Annotated in this window: 10 protein-coding genes; 9 read left to right on the forward strand and 1 reads right to left on the reverse strand. The window is 33.0% G+C overall.

Annotation, left to right across the window (positions count from 1 at the left end):
* Positions 1-7: 7 nt before the first annotated feature.
* Positions 8-8383 (reverse strand): Ig-like domain-containing protein, encoded by an 8376-nt coding sequence (locus tag M4I21_RS09900; RefSeq protein ID WP_249558978.1) that lies wholly within the window; start codon positions 8381-8383, stop codon positions 8-10.
* A 463-nt stretch (positions 8384-8846) separates the two neighbouring features.
* On the opposite strand from M4I21_RS09900, the gene M4I21_RS09905 reads away from it, so the two are divergent.
* The 9 genes from M4I21_RS09905 (at position 8847) to M4I21_RS09945 (ending at position 22332) form a co-directional block, all read left to right on the forward strand.
* A complete protein-coding gene (locus M4I21_RS09905) occupies positions 8847-9404 on the forward strand; it encodes an RNA polymerase sigma factor (RefSeq protein WP_249558979.1) in 558 nt (185 codons plus the stop codon).
* A 67-nt stretch (positions 9405-9471) separates the two neighbouring features.
* The gene (locus M4I21_RS09910; RefSeq protein ID WP_249558980.1) at positions 9472-10671 is read left to right on the forward strand and encodes a FecR family protein; all 1200 of its coding nucleotides are present in this window, start codon (positions 9472-9474) and stop codon (positions 10669-10671) included.
* A 103-nt stretch (positions 10672-10774) separates the two neighbouring features.
* Complete coding sequence (locus M4I21_RS09915) at positions 10775-14278, forward strand: SusC/RagA family TonB-linked outer membrane protein (RefSeq protein ID WP_249558981.1); 3504 nt, start codon at positions 10775-10777, stop codon at positions 14276-14278.
* Positions 14279-14290: 12 nt separating this feature from the next.
* A complete protein-coding gene (locus M4I21_RS09920; RefSeq protein ID WP_249558982.1) occupies positions 14291-15772 on the forward strand; it encodes a RagB/SusD family nutrient uptake outer membrane protein in 1482 nt (493 codons plus the stop codon).
* A 56-nt stretch (positions 15773-15828) separates the two neighbouring features.
* Positions 15829-16509 carry a hypothetical protein gene (locus M4I21_RS09925; RefSeq protein ID WP_249558983.1) on the forward strand — a complete coding sequence of 227 codons (681 nt, stop codon included), beginning with the start codon at positions 15829-15831 and terminating at the stop codon, positions 16507-16509.
* 49 nt (positions 16510-16558) lie between these two features.
* Positions 16559-17719, forward strand: coding sequence for a TlpA disulfide reductase family protein (locus tag M4I21_RS09930; protein WP_249558984.1), 1161 nt, complete (start codon positions 16559-16561; stop codon positions 17717-17719).
* Between the two features lie 7 nt (positions 17720-17726).
* A complete protein-coding gene (locus M4I21_RS09935; RefSeq protein ID WP_249558985.1) occupies positions 17727-18917 on the forward strand; it encodes a TlpA family protein disulfide reductase in 1191 nt (396 codons plus the stop codon).
* Positions 18918-18931: 14 nt separating this feature from the next.
* Positions 18932-20314, forward strand: coding sequence for a TlpA family protein disulfide reductase (locus M4I21_RS09940; RefSeq protein ID WP_249558986.1), 1383 nt, complete (start codon positions 18932-18934; stop codon positions 20312-20314).
* Positions 20315-20844: 530 nt separating this feature from the next.
* A complete protein-coding gene (locus M4I21_RS09945; protein WP_249558987.1) occupies positions 20845-22332 on the forward strand; it encodes an aminotransferase class V-fold PLP-dependent enzyme in 1488 nt (495 codons plus the stop codon).
* Positions 22333-22382 lie beyond the last annotated feature (50 nt).

A 22382-nucleotide genomic window follows, 5' to 3' on the forward strand; every position in this document is an offset into this window, starting at 1 on the left:
TATACAATTAATTAAGGTATAAGTAGCCGTTTTTAGTTTTTGGTTCTCCCTTTTTTACATAGTTAATGATGTAGTAATACACACCAGCTGGTAATGTACTACTAGACTTAACAACGGCTCTACCATTAGAAACTCCTGTAAATGCTCTAGATGCATTATCATAAGATTTAGCACTGTAAACTTTTACACCCCATCGGTTAAAAATTTCTACAGTATTTTCTGGGAAGGCTTCAATGTTTACAATTACAAATGTGCCGTCTGCTGTACCAGGTGTAATGTTTTCATTCTGAATTTTAATATCGCAGGCAACACCCAATGGCGGCGTACCACCAATAGAATCACAAGCGTCTAATGGGTCTGTGTTGTCTATAACTTCTTTACCATCTAAAATTCCGTCTTTATCTGTGTCTGGATCTTCTGGATCTGTACCAATAGCATTTTCTTCAGCATTAGTTAATCCGTCGTCATCACAGTCAGATGTACTTAAAGGCGTACCGTTTAGAGAATCACAATCGTCTAAAGGATTTGTATTATCAATGACTTCTTGTCCGTCTGTAACGCCATCATCATCTGTATCGGCATCGTTAGGATCTGTACCAAGTGCAGCTTCATCGTCATTAGTTAATCCATCATTATCAAAATCATTTGTAATAGAAATAATAGCAGTACTTGTATTACCAGCTATGTCTGTAGCAGTAACATCTAATGTACTAGGAAAAGTCAACACAGGTAAAGAGCCACTATCTGGTGTAGCCGTAGTTGTATCTAAGCTATAATTGCCAGATGCATCTGTTTTAACAGTGTATGTAACTTCTGGTGTACCATCGCCATCAGAATCTATACGAACAATTAATGTTTCATTAGGAGAACCTTCACCTGTTATTGTTGGCGTAAGATTGTCTGTAATAGCATCATTTACTATAGGCGACAGTGTATCTATTTCAGCTTTAAAAACCAAAGAACCAAAACTAATATTGCCAAAAGTATCACTAGCAATGGCAGTAATATCGTAAGTACCGTCTACTAAAATAGTAGCAGTATAATCTAGAGACCAGTTACCAGATGCGTTTGCCGTTGTAGTTCCAACTAAGGCACCATCAATATATACATCAATTGTTCTGCTAGGTTCAGATGTTCCAAAAATTGTTAAGGAATTATCAGATGTAATTCCGTCATCAGGAACATTTGTATCTGTACTAATAGCTGTAATTACGGGGGTTGCAATGGTAGCCGTTTGTACGTTATATACCTTGGTAGTTAAAACTGTATTTGTATTGCCAGCAACGTCTGTAGTTGTAAGACTTGCATCTACAGTTGTATCTGTATCTAAGGCAAGATTATTTCCAGAAACTACAATGCTAAAAATACCGGTATTGTTTACAGTTCCAGTAGTAGTAACTCCGTTAATTAAAAGAGAAACAGTATCTCCGGTATTAAATTCGCCAGCAACAGTACCCGTAATTGTAATAGTTCCGGAGGCTTCAATAGCATTTATGGTATTGTCGGTTGTAATGTCGTCTATAATTAATGTAGGTATTGGTAAAGTAGTATCTACAGTATAAATTTTAGCGGCAGTAACTGTACCAATATTGCCGGCGGTATCGGTTGAACTAACACTACCATCTATAGTTAAATCTGTATCTATAACTAGTTCGCTACCAGGAATAGAAATTGAGTAATTGCCAGAAGCGTCTACAGTGTCTGTGTATAAAGTACCATTCACCGTAAGGTTTACTGTATCACCTGTATTAAATTGGCCTGTAACATTTCCCGTTATATTTATGGTTGCTGTAGCTTCTATGCTATTTACAATATTGTCTATTGTTACATTACTAATTGTTAGTATTGGAGCAGGAGCAGTGGTATCTACAGTATAATTTTTAGTAGCTGTAGCTGTACCAATATTACCAACGTTATCAGTAGAACTAACACTACCGTCTATAATTGTATCAGAATCAGCAACAAGAGCACTACCAGGAACATTAATAGTGTAATTACCAGAAGCATCAACTGTATTAGAAAATGCATTGCCATTAATAACAAGTGTTACAGTGTCGCCTGTGTTAAATTCACCACTAACAGTACCAGTTATATTTATGGTGGCTGTAGCTTCTGTGCTATTTATAATATTATCTAGTGTTATATCATTTATAGTAAGTATTGGAGTAGGTGCAGTTGTATCTACAGTATAAATTTTAGTAGCAGTAGCCGTACTAATATTACCAGCGATATCAGTAGAACTAACGCTACCATCTACTGTTGTATCAGAATCAGCAGCAAGATCACTACCTGGAACAGAAATACTAAAATTACCAGAAGCATTTACTGTAGTAGAAAACGAATTACCGTTAACAACAAGTGTTACTATATCGCCTGTATTAAATTCGCCCGCTACAGTGCCCGTAATAATTATAGTTGCTGCAGCTTCCGTTGTATTCACAGTATTATCTGCTGTGACATCATTAATTGTTAGTGTTGGAATAGGAGCAGTAGTATCTATATTGTAAGCCTTAATTGTAACTACAGTATTTGTATTACCTGCCGCATCAGTTGTAGTAAAGTTTCCATCTATAGTAGAGGCGGAGTCAGAGGCTAAATCACTACCATTTACAGCAATATTAAAGTTACCAGAAGCATCTACGTTACCAGTAGTAGAAACACCATTTATTACAAGTGTAACTGTATCGCCAGTAGTATATTCTCCCGTAACAGTACCCGTAATATTTATTGTTGATACCGCTTCCGTTGCATTAACAACATTATCAGATGTCACATCATCAATTGTTAAAGTAGGAACAGGTGCAGTGGTATCTACATTATATGCCTTAATAGCAGTTACGGTATTTGTATTACCAGACGTATCTGTTGTACTAATACTACCATCTATTGTTGTATTGGCATCAGCAACTAGATTACTGCCAGTTACAACAATACTAAAGTTACCAGAAGCATCTATAGTTCCAGGACTAGAAACACCATTTATTACGAGTGTAACTGTATCGCCAGTATTAAATTCGCCTGTAACAGTACCCGTAATTGTAATATTTCCTGTTGCTTCTGTTGCATTCACAGTATTGTCAGCAGTAACATTATCAATAACTAGAGTTGGAGTAGGAGCAGTAATATCTACGTTGTATACTTTAGTTGTTGCTACTGTATTTGTATTACCAGAAGCATCTGTAGTTGTAACTGAAGCGTCTATAATAGAATTTGTATCAGTAGCTAAATCACTACCATTTACAACAATATTAAAGTTACCCGTAGCGTCTACATTACCAGTAGTAGAAACTCCATTTATTACAAGTGTAACTGTATCACCAGGATTAAATTCTCCCGTAACAGTACCAGTTATGTTTATGGTTGCTGTTGCTTCCGTACTATTCACAATATTATCAGCAGTAACATCATTAACTGTTAGAACAGGAGTAGGTGGCGTAGTATCTACATTATACGGTTTTGTTGTTGTAGCTGTTCCTATATTCCCAGCTGCATCAGTTGTACTAACACTACCGTTTATAGTCGTATCTGTATCAGTTGCCAAATCACTACCAATTACAGCAATGCTAAAGTTACCCGTAGCATCTACGTTACCAGTAATAGAAACACCGTTTATTAAAAGCGTAACTGTATCGCCAGTAGTAAACTCGCCGCCAACAGTACCAGTAATTGTAATGTTACCAGCCGCCTCTGTTGAGTTCACAATATTATCTGCAGTAACATCATTAATTGTTATTGTTGAAGTTGGTGCCGTAGTATCAATTAAGGCAGCATCTGTACCATTAATACTTGTGTTACTAGCAGCATCAGTTACAGTAGCAGTAACTGTTAGTGTATTTCCTTCTCCAGGATTAGGGAATGTAGTTGTTACTTCACCAGCGGTAATGTCCGCAGCAGTTAAAGTTTGATCGGTTCCGTTTATAGTTAATACGTCACCAGCAACGGCTTCAGTAGGTAACGTAATAGTTACATCAATAGCACCTACCAATTCAGTATTATTTATAATAGCATCATTGTTTGCATCTTCAGTAATTGTAACTGTTGGCGCAGAGGTTGCTGTGGTATCAATTAGAGCAGCATCACTGTCTTCAAGACTTGTATTTCCTGATGCATTTGTAATTGATGCAGTAATCGTAATTGTATTTCCTTCACCAGGACTTGGGAAAGTTACTAGCACTTCACCAGCTGCAATTTGGGCAGGAGTCAAAGTTTGATCTGTTCCGTTTATGGCTAAAATGTGACCAGCAGCGGCATCACCAGGTAAATCAATTGTTACATTAATATCTCCCGTTAATTCGGTACTATTTATAATAGCGTCGTTGTTTGTATCTTCAGTAATTGTAACTATTAGTGCAGTAGGAGCAGTAGTATCAATTAAGGCAGCATCTGTACCATTAGTACTTGTATTACCAGCAGCATCAGTTACAGTAGTAGTAACTGTTAGTGTATTTCCTTCACCAGGACTTGTAAAACTTGTTGTTACCGTACCCGCTGTAATATCTGCAGCACTTAAAGTTTGATCTGTTCCGTTTATGGTTAATATGTCACCAGCAAGGGCTTCAGCAGGTAATATAATAGTTACATCAATAGCACCTACTAGTTCTGTATTATTTATAATAGCATCATTGTTTGCATCTTCAGTAATTGTAACTGTTGGCTCAGAGGTTGCTGTGGTATCAATTAGAGCAGCATCACTGTCTTCAAGACTTGTATTTCCTGATGTATTTGTAATTGATGTAGTAATCGTAATTGTATTTCCTTCACCTGGATTTGGGAAAGTTGTTAGCACTTCACCAGCTGTAATTTCAGCAACATTTAACGTTTGATTTGTTCCGTTTATGGTTAAAATATCACCAGCAGCGGCATCACCAGGTAAATCAATTGTTACATTAATATCTCCCGTTAATTCAGTACTATTTATAATAGCGTCGTTGTTTGTATCTTCAGTAATTGTAACTGTTGGTGCAGTAGGAGTAGTAGTATCAATTAAGGCAGCATCTGTACCATTAGCACTTGTATTACCAGCAGCATCAGTTACAGTAGCAGTAACTGTTAGTGTATTTCCTTCGCCTGGACTAGGGAATGTAGTTGTTACTTCTGTTGCTGTAATATCTGCAGTAGTCAAAGTTTGATCTGTTCCGTTTATGGTTAATATATCACCAGCAACAGCTTCAGAAGGTAATGTAATCGTTGCATTAATATCTCCTACTAGTTCTGTATTATTTATAATAGCATCATTGTTTGCGTCTTCAGTAATTAATACTGTAGGAGCTGAGGTTGCTGTTGTGTTAACCGTAGCAGAATCGCTTCCTTCAGCGCTTATATTTCCAGATATGTCTGTAATTGTTGCAGTAACAGTAATTGTATTATCTTCTCCTGGATCTGGAAAAGTTACTAGTACTTCACCAGCTGTAATTTCTGCTGTGGTCAAAGTTTGATCTGTTCCGTTTATGGTTAAAATGTCACCAGCAACGGCATCACCAGGCAAATCAATTGTTACATTAATATCACCAGATAATTCTGTGCTATTTATAATTGCATCATTGTTTGCATCCTCAGTTATAGTAACAGTTGGAGTAGAAGGAGCAATAGTTTCTATAGTTGCAGCATCACTTGCTGTTGTACTTGTATTACCAGCAATATCTGTAACAAATGCAGTAACAGTTAGTGTGTTTCCTTCACCAGGACTAGGGAAAGTGACTAAAACTTCACCAGGCGTAATTTCAGCAGCGGTCAAATTTCGGCCTGTCCCATTTATGGTTAAAACATCACCAATAACGGCGTTTGTAGGTAAGCCAATAGTTACATTAATATCGCCAACTAATTCGGTACTATTTATAATAGCATCGTTGTTTGTGTCTTCTGTAATTAAAACAGTAGGCGGACCAGCTGCATTGGTATCTACAATTACCTCGTCTGTACTAGGGTTACTTGTGTTTCCTAAAGTGTCTTTTACAGTTGCAGTAACAGTTAGTGTATTTCCTTCACCAGGACTAGTAAAAGTAGTTGTAACCTCACCTGCGGTAATATTTGCAGCAGTTAAGGTTTGGTCTGTTCCGTTTATAGTTAAAATATCACCGGCAACAGCATCAGTTGGTAAAGTGATAGTAACATCTATATCTCCTATTAATTCAGTTGAAGTTAAGTAACCATTGTTGTTTGTGTCTTCTGTAATTACAACTGTAGGGTCTCCAGGCGGAGTATCATCAAAAGTAATTGTAGCATCATCAGAAGTAAGATTGTCACAAGAAAAAGTTTCATCATTAATAATAACCTGATATAAAAACCCATCATAACTAGCTGTAATTCCAGTTAGTGTAAGTGTGTTAGTTGTACTTCCAGTGTAAATGTCAGACGTATTGGTATTGTCTATATCTAGAAAACCATTACCATCTAAAATATCTACTTGCCATTGGTAAGTTAAAGCCTGTCCGGTTGCTGTAACCACAAAAGTTTCTGGGTTTGTACCATTGGTTAAAATATCTTGTGGTTGGTCTGTAGTATTTACAATTGTAGGTGCTTCTCCGACTTGTTGAAAATCTAACACTGTATTTCCAGAACCACTATCTTCATTTTTAGGCGTGGTATAACCATCTACAACCATACTAGTAATAACAGTACCATTTGCTGCAATAATCGTTGGTAAATTACCCAGTAATCCGTCGTTATTCTGATCTGTAAATCCTGCTTCTAAAACGTCATTACAACCATCGCCATCTGCATCTAATTCTAAATAATCGGGTGTTCCGTTTGGTGTGGTTTCTGAGTCAGCTAAAGTATAATCTACAGTGCCACTATTAACACCACTAGTTGTTTGCAAGGCATCAAAAATACCATCGTCACTAACAGTCGTGCCAAGTATTCCATTTGTATGCGGTTGTTTATGTCCGGCTTCAATAACATCAAAAATGCCATCGTTATCAGAATCTAAATCTAATAAGTCTGGAACGCCATCTGTATCAGAATCTCTGTCCTTACAAGCAAAAAGGATAAGTTCTATTTCATCTTCTACTCCTGTTGCAGAAGTCTGAGCTAATTGTAAAGTAAAAGTAGATACCCTTTGGTTAATTTGTAATGTTCCAGCGGCAGAACCATCACTATCTTTTAAAGAACTTTCGGGGCCATAACCATCTGATGGTAAACTTGTTCCGCCATCTCTTACAGTGGTTCCTGTAGAAACAAAATCGAATGTACCGGCAAGTTTTGACCAGGTTAAACTATTTAAAAGGGTTATTTCTGCTGAGGTTTGATCGCTGCCATCGTTACCGCCAATTCTATCAAAATGAAGCGTAGGTTTATCTACAAAAACAGGGTTATTAGAGGCATCAACAAAAGTAACGGTAACAATGCTACCTTCGTCATAACTAGCTTCTAGAGATGTATTTCCTGCTAAATTTTTTGTCCAGAAATTTGAAGCTGGACTTGTAAAATTACCGCTTACAAAGTTGGTAGAGTTTGTTGTGGTAACCTTAGCAATAACTCCGTTACCATAGTCAAAAGAAGCAGTAGTGCCAGCAATTGTCCAAGCAGCAGACTGTAGAGGAGTACAAATACCTTCTTCTGTGTCTAAAATACCATCGTTATCATCATCTAAATCGCAACTATTATTTATACCATCACCATCTGTGTCGTTATCTGTAGGTGTGCCAACAGTAGCACCAGAGGTACACGGGTTTATTACTAGGTTAGAAAAAGCGAATTCTACTTTATCTTGTGTTGGAGCATTATTAAGAGGAAAAAAAGAAAATCGTTGCAACTTTGTTTCTAAACTAAAAGCATGAACGAAAGTATTAAGTTGTAAGCTCCCTCCAGCCTTATTATCACATTCTTCAACATCAAATAAAGTTATCAAAGTTGGGTTACTAGTTCCTGAAAAATGTGTATTTGAAGCTTCAAAATTATCATTTGAGCTTAATTTATTCCATTGGTTGCCGCCTACTAAATCAAAATAACCTTTGGAGTTAGGACCCAATAGACCTGGCTTTGTTTCACCAACTTTATCCACGTGTAAAATAGGGTTTTGTATGTCTGCTAATGCATTTGTTCTTGTATCGTAAAACTCAAAAGTAATTAAGCCAGCATTTTCATCACCAGTAATTGCTACTTCTAAAGAAGGAGTCCCGGTTATTGTAGGGTCACTAAAAGCATCAGGAGAACAAAGCATAGTATCACCGCCAAGAATATCGACGTAGCCAGTAACGGTTATCTCAATTCTAACTAAACCGTCAGAACTTGTAGATACCCATTTTCCACTACCAGCATCTGTCCATACTCCAGAAGTCTGAGCAAAAAATAACTGTGTAAAAAATAAGAAAGCTAAAAGAGTAAAATATTTTATAAGTTTTACCCTATTTATGAGAGTGAATTTTTGATTCAATTTTATCATAAAAAAATATATTTTATGAATAAGCTAATGGTTGGTTAAAAAAGTTATTCAATATCTAAAAGCTAAATTAGGCGGAAAAATACCGAACAGTGTATTAATGTTGTGAATACTAGTCTTTTGTATGCGTAATAGAGTTTGTTGCTATTTTATTTATGTAATAGATATTATTCTAAGAATTAAATATTAACACTTGTTTTTTATAGAGTTAACAGTTATTAAATTTTTATGATATTATTACTTAGTACTTTTTTTTACTAGAAGTAGGGGCTTTCATACGTTTAAAATATATGAAAAAATATAACATATTAATTACATTAAAAATTTAGGGATTTGGTCCTTTTTATTTAGCATTCCTCTATATTTGGTTTTTTATATAGCTTTATTATTAGAAATATACCTCTTATTTTATATCATAATAATAGTAGTTGTTATAAAGTATAACTGAGGTAATCCCAAAAAATTAATGAACCTTAGAGAACAAGAAATAATACAACGCTTAAAGAAAGAAGACCCTAAAGCATTCAAAGATTTATTTGATATGTTTTATATGCCTTTATGCGTTTATTCTCTAAAGTTTTCAGATTCATATGATTTTTCTGAAGATGTTGTGCAAGAACTTTTTGTTAGCTTTTGGAACAAAAAGACATATTTAAAAATAGAAGGCTCTGTTAGTAGTTATCTTTTTAAGGCTGTTAAGAATAATACACTGCAGGCTTTAAAAAAGAAAGATCGTTTTAGTTTTGAAAAACTAGATGTAATAGTAGAAAGTTTTATTACGGAAGAAAAAGAATATGATACTTTAACAATTGAAAAGGAAAGACGGAAATTACTGCAAGAAATAGATTCCTTACCAGAAAAAAGCAAAGAAGTTTTTAAAGCTATTGTATTAGATAATTTAAAGTATAAAGAAGTTGCCGAGCAGCTTGGTATTACTGTAAATACAGTAAAAACGCATTATTCTAGAGCACTTAAAAAGCTAAGAAAATCTTTAGATGTTATTATACTGTTGCTTTTGTATTAAAAAATAATTAATTTTTTTGTCACCCATATGTAGTTTTTATCTATCTCTATAATATAATAGGTATTTAATGGATAAAACTAATGAGCATATTTTACGACTAATTGCAGACTATACGTCTAAAGAAATTAGTCTAAAAGAGTTAAAAGAACTTGAAGATTGGGTAAATGCAGATCAAGAGCATAAAGCAATTTTTAATTCTTACGTTGCTATATACAAAAAAGCTAAAGGAGCTACATTTTTAGAAAATGTAAATACAGATACAGCTTGGGAAGCTATAGTTGCTAAATTAGATAATGTAGCAGAGTTCGCTGCAAATTCTAAAAAGAAAAAAACGAATACACTGAAGCCATTTATAAAATATGCTGTAGCAGCTTCAATTATTTTTATAGCAGGGTTATTTTATAAAAACTCAATTAATAAAACGGATGTTGACATAACACCAACAGAGGTTGTAATTCAAGACCCTATTTTACCAGGAACTGATAAGGCTATTTTAACTTTAGCAAATGGAACTTCTATTGCTTTGGAAAAAGGTGAAAACTATAAAAAAGAAAACCTTAATAGTAACGGTGAGGAATTAGTTTATACCGATGAGAACGTTACAGAAATAGTATTTAATTATTTAACGGTGCCACGAGGCGGACAGTTTTTTATACAATTAGCAGACGGTACTAAAGTTTGGCTAAATTCTGACTCAAAATTAAAATATCCACAGAGTTTTATTGAGGGCGAAGCTAGAAGCGTAGAATTGGTTTATGGTGAAGCTTATTTTGATGTGTCTCCGAGTACAGCACATAAAGGAGCAACTTTTAAGGTGCTTTCTAAATACCAGAATATAGAAGTTTTAGGAACAGAATTTAATGTAAAAGCATATGAAGACGATGAAAACCTATATACAACTTTAGTAGAGGGTAAAGTTGCGCTACAAAAAGAAGGTTTTAAATCTTACCTGATGCCAGGTTACCAATCTATTACCGGTAAAAATAATAATGATGACTTTTCTGTACATAAAGTAGATGTAGCAGCAGAAATTTCGTGGAAAAAAGGATTGTTTAGCTTTAAAAGAGAATCTTTAAAGGATATTATGAAAACACTATCTCGTTGGTATGATGTAGATGTTGTTATTGTAAACAAAGAATTAGAAAATATAGAATTTAAAGGTGTTTTTGGTAAAGACCAAACTATAGAAGAAGTTTTAACTCTAATAAAAAATACAAACTTTATAAATCAATTTACAATACATGAAAAAACAGTGCTAATAAACTAATAAAGAGGACATAGTATACACCGACCAAAGTAGCATCTAACGTCCTCCCTTATTACAATTAATGATCAATTAAAATTTTAATCAACCAAAAACACGCTAATTTATGAAAATTAAACTTATGAACGGCTGCTCTTTTTTAAAGAAGGAGCTGCTACTAAACATTATGAGAGTTTTTATTATTTTCTTTTGTACCACCGTATTTGGACTAACGTCCAATGATGTCTTATCTCAAAATGCTAAAGTCAGTATTTTGGAGGATAGGGAAATGACCGTAGATGAGGTTTTTAACCTTATAATGGAACAAACCAACTATAACTTTGTCTACCAGGTAGATATGTTTAAAAACACACCTAAAGTATCTTTAAAAAGAGGGGATATTAAAATAAATACTCTTTTAGCAAATAGTTTAACTAGTGATGATTACGTTATAGATGTAAATAAAAATAATATTGTTATAAGAAAGGCTTCACCTAAACAAAAGATTCAGGAGCAAATTACAATTACTGGTGTAGTTACAGATACAAACGGAGTTCCTTTGCCAGGTATAACAATAATGGTTACAGATAGGGAACCTAAAAGTATTAATTCTTCAGCAGATTTTTTTGTTAGAGGTACAGCTACAGATTTTGATGGTAATTTTACCATAAAAGCAGAGGTAGGTAATTATATAGGAGCTTCTGGTATTGGGTATAGTTTTTATTCTCAGAAAGTATCATTAAATCATACATCAATAAAAATTGTTTTAGAGGAACGAGCTTCAGAATTAGACGAGGTAATGGTAGTAGGTTATGGTACTACTAAAAAAAGGGATTTAACCGGTACAGTTGGTTCTGTAGAGAGTAAAGATATTGTGCAGATAAAAACACAGTCTATAGACCAAGCACTTACGGGTAAAATATCTGGAGTATTTGTTGGTACTTCTGGTGGTGGACTTGGAGATGCTGGTTATGTTAATATACGTGGATTAAGTCAAATTAACGGAGATAACCAACCGTTATACGTTATAGATGGTGTTCCTATTATAATGAACCCTCAATTTGAGGATGGTTTAGGAAGAAGAGCCCCAAGAGAAAATCCGCTATTGTCTATTAACCCAGAAGATATAGAAAGGATAGATGTTTTAAAAGATGCATCATCTGCTGCAATTTATGGCTCAAGAGCTGCTAATGGTGTTATTTTGGTAACTACAAAAAAAGGAAAGCTTAACCAAGAAGCAAAATTTACTTATTCTTTAAATACTACAATTCAGAATCCTACAAAGCTTAGAAAAGCACAGAGTGCAGATGAGTTTAGAGCTCGTGTAATTACAAATGCTAATTTGGCAACAGATCCTACACAAGAGCCAATAAATACAATACTTACAAACCCTGATGCTTACTTTGGAAATGCGAATACAGACTGGCAAGATCTTTTAAGAAATAAAGATGCCATTTGGACAGAGCATAATTTAGGTGTTAATGGAGGATCTAATACAACAAGTTATTCTTTATCTGTAAGATCGTCTAACCAAGAAGGTGTTATTAAGGGGCATAAGTTAAAAAGGTATTCATTAAACTCTAACATAAGTTCTAGAGTTACAGATAAGCTAAGTGCCGGTATGTCTATTAATTATAATTATGTAATTAATAATAGTAACGGAATAACTTCTCTTACTGACGGGGTGTTATTTAGACCAGATTTAGGACTTTATGATGCAAATGGTAACCCTTCTGGATATGCATTGCCTGTAGGGACTGGTTTTAGTTCTGATGTTTTTTTAAGAAACCCTGTTTTAGGTGATTCTAAAATTACTAATGAGGCAATAAGCAATAATTTATTGGCTAACATTTTTGCTGAGTACAAGATTCTAGATGGTTTAAAGTTTAGATCAAGCATTAGTGTTAATGTAAGTAATAATAAAACAGATAACTTTTCGCCTTCTTTTACAGAAGTTGCATACAGAACTAGAGATAGTTACTACCCAACGGCATCTTTAAGTGGAGCTTTACGCGTTAACAGAACAAATAGTCGTAGTTCTACTTTTACAAATACATTAAATTATAATACAGTAATAGCAAATAAGCATACTATAGATGCTGTTGCTGGGCTTTCTTGGGATCAATCTAGAATTGATTTGGAAGAGCATAGTTATTATGGTTTTCCTGATGATGAATTTTTAACAGATATTAGATCTGCTAGTAATGTTTACAATCAAGATAGTCAATCTATTAATAATGCTTTAAACTCTATTTTTGGTAGAGTTAATTATAACTATGACAATAGGTATTTAGTAACTTTTACAGGGAGAAGAGATGGTTCTATTAAGTTTGGACCTGGAAAACAATATGGTTTTTTCCCTTCTGGTGCTGTTGCTTGGAACATGCATAACGAAAGCTTTTTAGAAGATAATAAAGCACTAAGTCAGTTAAAATTGCGTGCTAGTATAGGACGTACAGGAGCAGATAACCTTGCAGCATTTACCTTTAGAAATTATATTGCAGCGGGTACTTTTGGACGTTCAGATTATGCAGGCGTAAACGGTATTGCATCTACAGGATTACCTAATAGAGATATACAATGGGAGTCTACAGACCAATTAGACTTAGGTTTAGAATTTGGATTGTTTAATAATAGACTAACTGGGGAAGTAGTTTACTTTGAGAAAAACACAAGCAACATTATTCTTAATGCTCCTGCACCTTTAGAAACGGGTTTTAATACTTTTAATTCAAACTTAGCAGATGTTACAACTAAAGGATGGGAAATTACAATAGGAGGAGATGTTTTTAGAAACAAAGACTTTAGTTGGAATTCTTCATTTAATATATCATTTATTACAAACAAATTAGATGCCTTAAATGGAGGTACTGCATTTGGTACAGGTTTAAGAGAAGGGTATCCTATAGGTATAATAGAGGGGTATAATGTTGTTGGTATTTCACAAACACAAGCAGAAATAGACGCTTTAAATGCAAGTGCTCCAACTGGTGTTTACGATCGTAATTTAAATCAGCCTGGAGACTACATTATGGAAGATGTAGATAACAGTGGTGATATAGCTAGCGGAATAGATCAGGATCGAAAGATTTTAGGAAATACAAACCCAGATTATTTTGGAGGATGGAATAACAATATTAATTATAAAAATTGGAATGCATCTTTCAATTTTCAATATGTGGGTGGTGTAGATAAAGCTTGGCATGAGTTTGTTTCTTATGATTTAACGCAACGTTCTTTTACAATTAATAATCCAACTTTTATACAAGATATTTTGTGGACACCAACAAATACAGATGCAAAATATGCACGTATTGGTAATTTAAACCATAATGCTCAGCAATTAAGTTTTACAAATTCTACACAGGTATTAGACGGTTCTTATATTAGATTACGATCTGCATCAATTGGTTATAATTTTTCTAAAGACGTTTTAGATAAAATAGGCATTAATAGCTTAGGGTTAACCTTATCGGGTAACAATTTATTTGTTATAACTAATTATCCTGGATTAGATCCAGACTCAAATTCATCTCCTATAAATGGTGAAACAAGAGAATTAGGTCAAGATTATGGATCTAGCTATCCAACGATTAGGTCATTTACTTTAGGTTTAAATGTTACATTTTAAAAAGAAACAAATATGAAAACTTTATATATAAAATTTTATGCAAGTATATTAGGTATTGCACTAGTAAGTTTAACATCTTGTGAGGTAGCTAATGAATTAGATAGTTTTGATCCTTTATACGTACTGGAAGCAGAAGAAGCTATTAATAGTCCTGTATCTGCAGAACTGGCCTTAACAGGTGCTTATTCTAAAATGTCATCTGGTTTTGATGGACGACCTTGGTTAACAACGGTTCCTGCTTTAATGAGTTTTACAGCAGTTCCCACAGCTCAAACTGCTTCAAATGTTGAAATAGCTGGTTTTGAGGCTAACAATCCTTTAAAAGAAGGGTTTAACCTTAAATCAATGTATACTCATTTATACGAGCAAATAAATAGAGCTAATTGGATTATAGAAAAAGTAACGGAATTACCAGATACTGGTTTTGAAGCAGGTAGAAGGTTAGGTATCGTTGCTGAGGCAAAGGCAATTAGAGCTCAAGCTAATTTTGAGTTACTACGTTTATGGGGTCAGTTTTATGACTTAAATTCTGAATATGGAGTAAACATTCGTTTGTCTCCTGCAAAAACGTCAGAAGTACTTCCTCGTGGTACTGTTATGGAAGCTTATACGGCAATTTTAAACGATTTAAATGATGTAATAGCTAATGCACCAGATCTTAGAGATGGACATAAATATTATATGAATAAAACATTTGGAAAGTCTTTAAAAGCTAAGGTATTATTATTTATGGGTAGGTATGCAGAAGCAGCAACATTGGCAAGTGAGGTTATAAATAGTTCTGATGCTAATTTTAAATTAACACCTACTTTTAATGAACTTTTTGATCATTCTAGTATTGCAACCTTAGACAATTCTGAATCTATTTTTGCGGTTTATTCAGATCCTTCAGAAGGTACTGATAATAACCTTCAGTGGTGGTTGTACAATTCTATTTCTCCAAATTATATTAATTGGGCTGCTGCGGGTACAACTACTATAGCAGGACAAGAAATTTCTTTTGACGGTAATAGAGTAGCAGGTATGCAAGGTTTCTTTGGATTTAACTCTAAGTACAATAACTTATTTTTAGGAGAATCTTTTGATACGGTTTACTTTATGAGAATGGCAGAGGTGTATTTAATTTTTGCAGAAGCAGATGCACGTGCTACAAATAGTGTTAGTACAGCTGCTTTAAATGCTTTAAATGATATACGTGTTAGAGCAGGAGCAACAACTACAGGAGCAGATGGTTTTGAGACCTACCCTGCTAGTATAACACTACCAGAATTTTTAGAAGCTGTACGTGTAGAAAAAGCAATGGAGTTAGCTACGGAGTTAGGTGAAACTTGGTTTGATCTAATTCGTTACGATTATATAGATGGTTTTGATGCCGGTTTTAAAGTATCTGACCATAAACCTACAGCTACAAATCCTGATAAATTTATACTTCCAATACCTTTACAGTCAGTAGAAGTAAGCAACAATGTTGTTCTACAAAACCCTAGTTACTAAAAATTTAAATAAAAAAACCAACTCGTTATAGAGTTGGTTTTTTTTACTTATTTATTATGAGAAAATTATTTTTTTTGTACATAACCTTGGTGTTTTTTTCTTCTAAAATTAGTGCGCAAGATTGTAGCGTTTTACTTAAAAGTATTGACAAAAGCTATAGTGGTGAGTGCAAAAAAGGCAAGGCAAATGGCAATGGTCTCGCAGTAGGTAAAGACTCTTATAAAGGTGAATTTAAAAAAGGTTATCCAGAGGGTAATGGTGTATATACTTGGGAAAACGGAAGTGTATATACTGGTGAGTTTAAAAAAGGAAAAAAAGAGGGTAAGGGAACTTTAATCAACATTGAAGAAGAAAAGCAAGTAACTGTTAAAGGCTTTTGGAAAGAAGATAAATATTTAGGACAATATCAATTTTCTTCAAAAAAGATTGATAAATCTTCAAATGTATCCTCTTACACCTTAAAGGAAGCTTCACAGGATGTAAATGCAATACGTTTTTATATTAAAGAAAATCAGACAATGGTAACTAATCCACAACTAAATATTGTACCACACCATGGTAATTTTACAAGTGTAAACAAGGGAAGAGAATATTATGAGTTGGTACATGTTACCTATCCATTTAAAGCAAGAGTACAATATAAGCAAGAGTATGTAGAGTTTGAGTTGTTTAATGCAGGTTCTTGGAATATTAGAATAGAAATTACAGAGATAAACGGACTTAATACAGGAAATTAGAGTATAGACTTCTATAAATTACTTCATAAAAAATTAAAAATATACAATAATGAAATTAAATAAATTAATACTTGCGGCTTTAGTGGTATTGCTCACAATTGTAAGTTGTACCGATAAAAAAGCACAAAAAGAAGACCTTTCTTTTACAATAACAGGCACAAACTGGGATAAATATAACGGTCATACCTTAGATATAGTTGTTTTAGATAATTCTGTTGCCAGAACACATTCTGTAACAGAAAAAGTAATAATTAAGGATGGTACATTTAAGGTTTCTGATACTTTAAAAAATGTTAGAAATGCCTTTTTTGGCTTGTATAACCCTAAAGGAGATTTTGTTTACAAGCAAGAATTTATTTTAGAGCCAGGAACTTTAAATTTTACATTACAAGATAAGTTATCCAAAGCAGTAGTAACCGGAGGTAAGTATAATAAATTGATATATGGTTTTATTACAGATGATGCTACTTATAAAAGTAAAAAGAAGCAATTTTCTGATTATGCAGCCGCTGTTACAGCAGAAAGTTATGAGGTAGATAGTATTGCAAAAAAATATCAAGAACTTAATAAATCTTTTGGAGATTACACTAAAAGTAAATATTTAGAAACGTATAATGGCCAAGATACATTAGCTAGCTTATTGGTTTTTTCTAAACTTCGTTTTCCAGAGGAGTTGGAGAAAGACCTAGATATGTTTGAAGCTAAATTTGGAAAAGATAATCCAGAGATAGATAACCTAAGAGGTGTATATAAATCGATAAAAGAAAGATCTAAAATAAGCGTAGTTGGTGTTGGTAGTGCTATAAAAGACTTTACTGCCAAAAATATTGAGGGTAAAGAATTTAAGCTATCTAATGTATTAAAAGATAACGATTATGTTTTGGTAGAGTTTTGGGCAAGCTGGTGTGGTCCTTGTAGAGCAGAAATTCCTCATATGAAAAAAGCATATGAGAATTATAAGGGTAAAGGTTTTCAAATTGTTTCTTTTTCATTAGATCATGAAATGGAGCGATGGCAAAAAGCATCTAAAGAAGAAGAATTACCTTGGATAAATACAGGAGATTTAAAAGCGCACCAAAGTCCGGTTGTAAAAATGTATGGCGTACAAGGTATACCAGCTAACTTTCTGGTAGACAAAACAGGTACTATTGTTGCAAAGGACTTAAGACAAGAGGCTTTAGACAATAAATTAGAAGAACTACTAAAATAATATAGAAATGAAAAATAAAAACAAACACGGCTTAAGACTAACTTTTTTGAGTCTTACACTTCTTTTATCGGTAGTAAACTTTGGATATTCACAAGAGTCTAGTAATTCAGAAACAATAGTTTCTGGACATTTAAAAGGCTTAGATGTTCCTTATCTCTTTATAGACTATACAGATGATAAAACAGGAGACAGAGTTTGGGATACTATTTATGTTAAAAATGAAAAATTTTCTTATATAACTAAAATTAATAAGACCAAACGTATAGCTATTTGGCCATTATTGGCAAGAAGATCTAAATCTCAAGCAATGGGTAAAAATGCTAATGTAGAGTTCTTGGCAAGACCAGGAGATAAAATTGTTTTTAAGGGTAATGTTACAGAAACTTTTAATGCTATACCTACTGGTACAACATTGTGTGATGATATGAATGCTTATGACAAAAGTATTATTCCATTAAATAAAAAGATAGCCAAGATCATGAAACCTTTAGAATCATTAAAATATAATGACCCTAAAGCTGATGAGTTGTACAAATCTTTAACAGCCAAAGTAGCGCCAGTTGAAGTAGAAATAAATACAATTAAGAAAAACTTTATTAAAGAGCATCCAAACTCAGAAGTGGCTGCCTATTATTTATCTGGTTTGTTAACAAGGAAGACAATATCTGAAGAAGAAGCATTAGAATTACTTACTAATTTTGATGATACGGTTATGGCCAATCAATACTATATAGAAGCTGCTACTAGGTTAAAAGCAGTAGATGCTACTAAAGTTGGTAATAGGGTACCAGAACTTGTTACAAATACTACTATTGATGGTAAAGAATTTGACTTAAAATCTTTACGAGGTAAATACGTGCTTATTGACTTTTGGGGAACTTGGTGTGGTCCATGTATTGCAGAAATGCCAACTGTAAAAAAATACCAAGAAAACTATAAAAATAATTTGGTAGTAGTTGGTATTAACAGCGGAGATAAAAAACAAGTAATGATTGATTTTATTACATCTAAAGGATATAATTGGATACAATTAATGTCTAAAAAAGGAAATAATCAGAATGATTTAGTTTCAAAATTTAATATTAGCGGTTTTCCAACAAAATTTATTATTAGTCCAGAAGGTATTATTCTAGAAAAACATATTGGAAGTTCTGAAGATGCTTTTGTTAAGTTAGATGAATTACTAGGTAATAAATAAATAAAGAAAATAAAATGAAAAATATTTTAGGATTATTAGCATTAACGGTACTTTTTACTTCTTGTAAGGATAAAGTAGAAACACCTATAGATTACGCAATTTTATCGGGTAAAATAACAAATAGTAACGGGGACTTTACTTTGTCAAATCCCGCAGATCGTTCTTTTAAATATAGTATTAAACTAGCTGATGATGGTAGTTTTTTAGATACTCTTAGGTTAGATGATGCAGTGTATATGATGTTTAAAGATAGTAATGTTACTAAACTATATATAGAGCAAGGTAGTAATATAATAGTTTCGGCAGATGCTTCTAAATTTGATGAAACGCTTTCTTTTAAAGGAAAAGGAGCTGAGGCTAGTACGTACATAACTGCTAAAGAAAAAACAAGGAGTGAGTTAACTGGGGATCAAAAAAGCTTTTTTGCATTAGAAGAGCCTAGTTTTAAGGCTAAAGTAATAGAAGTTGAAAGTACATTAACAAAATTACTTTCTGAGACAAAAGGTATTTCTGAAAAATTTGCAGCAAATGAAAAATTAGACCTGCATTATGAATATTTATCTAGTTTAAATAATTACAGTAACTACCATGCATTTTATGCAGAAAAACCAGACTATGTTGCTTCAGAATCTTTATTGGCAGAACTTAAAAATATAGATTATGACAATAAAGAGCATTATTTAGCATCATCTAATTATAAGCAATTGGTGAACGGACATATTATGGAAGAGGCCCAAAAAATAATGAAAAGGGATTCTATTTCTTTTGATATGGCAAATGTTGTTGCAGCTGCAGAGGTAAAGGATAATTATATTAAAAATGACCTTCTTTTTAAAGCTGCCAATACTGGTATTACTTTTACTGGTGATGTTAAAAAATACTATGACTTTTTTATGAAAGAATCTACTAATGATGAACATAAAAAAATACTTACAGCTAAGTATAATGAGTTAAAAACTATAGCTCCAGGGCAACCATCTCCTAAGTTTGTAGATTACGAAAATTATGCAGGAGGTACTACTTCTTTAGATGATTTAAAAGGTAAGTATGTGTATATAGATGTTTGGGCAACTTGGTGTGGACCATGTAAAGCAGAAATTCCTTTTTTACAGAAAGTAGAAAAAGAATATCATGGTAAAAACATAGAATTTGTTAGCATTTCTGTAGATAATAAAGAAGACCATGATAAGTGGAAATCTATGGTTAAAGATGAAGAGTTAGGCGGAACGCAATTATTTACAGGTGATGCGTTTAAAACTAAATTTATTGAAGACTATTTTGTTATGGGTATTCCTAAATTTATTTTACTAGATCCAAACGGAAACATTGTTAATTCTAGTGCACCTAGACCTTCAGATTCTAAATTAATTGATTTATTTAATCAATTAGAAATCTAAAATAAAGCTTAATGATTACAAGTTTTTGACCCTCTTTTTCTAAGGAGGGTTAAAAAACTATAGCTATAAATTAGTAGAAATAATTATATAAAGATAAGACTCCAATACACACTTTTGTTAACTGCTATTTTCTTTGTAATAGAATAAGTATTTATGTCATTTTATAACTTTTATTTAAAAAAAAAAACATCAACTTATCTATTAAGTCTAAGAGTTACAGAAGTATTTTATTCTATTTAATTTAACAATAATATAAAATTAACAATACAAAAGTAAGGGTTAAAGGAATATTAATCGTCTTAATAGTATAGAGTGTAATTTCTAAAATGAAAATATAAAACTTTGCATTTTTTTATGTAAAGTAAGTTTTTAACAACACCTTTCTTTATGCTTTGTTTTCAGTATAAATTTTTGAATTAGTCAATCAATAAAAAATGAAAGAATGTTGTTTAAAGGGCTATTTATTAGTGGGTAGCCCTTTTTAAGTAATTGGAAAAATCGGACTAAAGAACGATTAAAATATAAACGTTGTGAATGTTAAAGAAGAAGTTTTAGTACAAGAAAATTTAGAGAATTATTTTCAGCAATTTTCGAACGGAGTAATTGGTAGCAATCATTATTTTAAAACATTATATGGCGAACAAAAATTAGTCTATGCAGATTGGATAGCTAGTGGAAGATTATATGCTCCTATTGAAGAAAAAATGCAGCATAAAATAGGGCCAATGGTTGCTAATACGCATTCTTTCTCTAGTGAAACAGGTAAGGCATCTACATATGCATATAAATTAGCTCGTAAAGTAATTAAAGAGCATGTTAATGCTAATGATGATGATATTTTAGTAACAACTGGTACTGGTATGACTGGGGCAATTGTTAAGCTTCAACGTTTAATAGGGTTACGTAAAAGTTTTAAACACAAACCAAATAGAGTAGACAGGCCAGTTGTTTTTATTACACATATGGAGCACCACTCTAACCACGTTTCTTGGATGGAAACCTTAGCAGATGTTGTTATTTTAGAGTGCGATGAAAATAAACTTGTAGCTGTAAATAATTTAGAACAAAAATTATTAGAATATGCAGATCGCCCTATGAAAATAGGAGCATTTACAGCTTGTTCTAATGTTACTGGGATTATTACACCATACCAAGAGTTAGCTAAAATTATGCACAAACACAATGGGTATTGTGTCGTAGATTTTGCAGCATCTGCACCCTACGTAAAAATGGATATGCACCCTACAGATCCGGAAGCATATTTAGATGCTATTGCTTTTTCTCCACATAAATTCTTAGGTGGTCCAGGTAGTTGCGGTGTGTTAGTTTTTAATAAAAAAATGTACAATGCTAAATGTCCAGATACACCAGGTGGTGGTAATGTAAAATGGACAAACCCTTGGGGTAGCTATAGTTATTTTGATGATATAGAAGTTAAAGAAGATGGTGGTACACCAGGTTTTTTACAGACAATGAGAGCTGCTTTGGCTATTCGATTAAAAGAGAAAATGGATGTCTCTAAAATGCATGATAGAGAAGAAGAACTTATTAAACTAAGTTATGAAAAACTTTTAGAGGTTAATGGGTTACATATTTTAGGGGATTTAGATGCTCCTAGAATTGGTTGTATTTCTTTTACTGTAGAAAACATTCACTACAACCTTATGGTACGCTTATTAAACGATAGGTTTGGTATACAAGTAAGAGGTGGTTGGTCTTGCGCTAGTACTTATGGGCACTATTTATTAGATATAGATAAAAAAGAATCCAAGAAAATAACACGCAACATTATACGTAAAGACCTTACAAATAAGCCAGGTTGGGTACGTTTGTCTTTACATCCATTAATGACAAATAAAGAGCTGTTATTTATTTGTGATGCCATTAAAGAAATACAAAAAAAGATTACTCTTTGGAAGTCAGATTACCAGTACAACCAGGCAACAAACGAATGGGATTGTTTGCAAAGAGGGGATCAAGTAATAAAACAAGAAGTATGCAAATGGTTTAGTTTGTAAATCTTCAGCAAGAACTTAATTTAGTTTTTATTTCTGTAAAACGTTGGTAG

Source organism: Cellulophaga sp. 20_2_10 (genome assembly GCF_023476645.1).
GTDB lineage: Bacteria > Bacteroidota > Bacteroidia > Flavobacteriales > Flavobacteriaceae > Cellulophaga.

Bases quoted from the DNA above. Each gene is read 5' to 3' on its own strand.
- M4I21_RS09930 (WP_249558984.1), top strand. From the start codon at position 16,559: ATGAAATTAAATAAATTAATACTTGCGGCTTTAGTGGTATTGCTCACA.
- M4I21_RS09900 (WP_249558978.1), bottom strand. From the start codon at position 8,383: ATGATAAAATTGAATCAAAAATTCACTCTCATAAATAGGGTAAAACTT.
- M4I21_RS09925 (WP_249558983.1), top strand. From the start codon at position 15,829: ATGAGAAAATTATTTTTTTTGTACATAACCTTGGTGTTTTTTTCTTCT.
- M4I21_RS09935 (WP_249558985.1), top strand. From the start codon at position 17,727: ATGAAAAATAAAAACAAACACGGCTTAAGACTAACTTTTTTGAGTCTT.
- M4I21_RS09905 (WP_249558979.1), top strand. From the start codon at position 8,847: ATGAACCTTAGAGAACAAGAAATAATACAACGCTTAAAGAAAGAAGAC.
- M4I21_RS09920 (WP_249558982.1), top strand. From the start codon at position 14,291: ATGAAAACTTTATATATAAAATTTTATGCAAGTATATTAGGTATTGCA.
- M4I21_RS09940 (WP_249558986.1), top strand. From the start codon at position 18,932: ATGAAAAATATTTTAGGATTATTAGCATTAACGGTACTTTTTACTTCT.
- M4I21_RS09915 (WP_249558981.1), top strand. From the start codon at position 10,775: ATGAAAATTAAACTTATGAACGGCTGCTCTTTTTTAAAGAAGGAGCTG.
- M4I21_RS09910 (WP_249558980.1), top strand. From the start codon at position 9,472: ATGGATAAAACTAATGAGCATATTTTACGACTAATTGCAGACTATACG.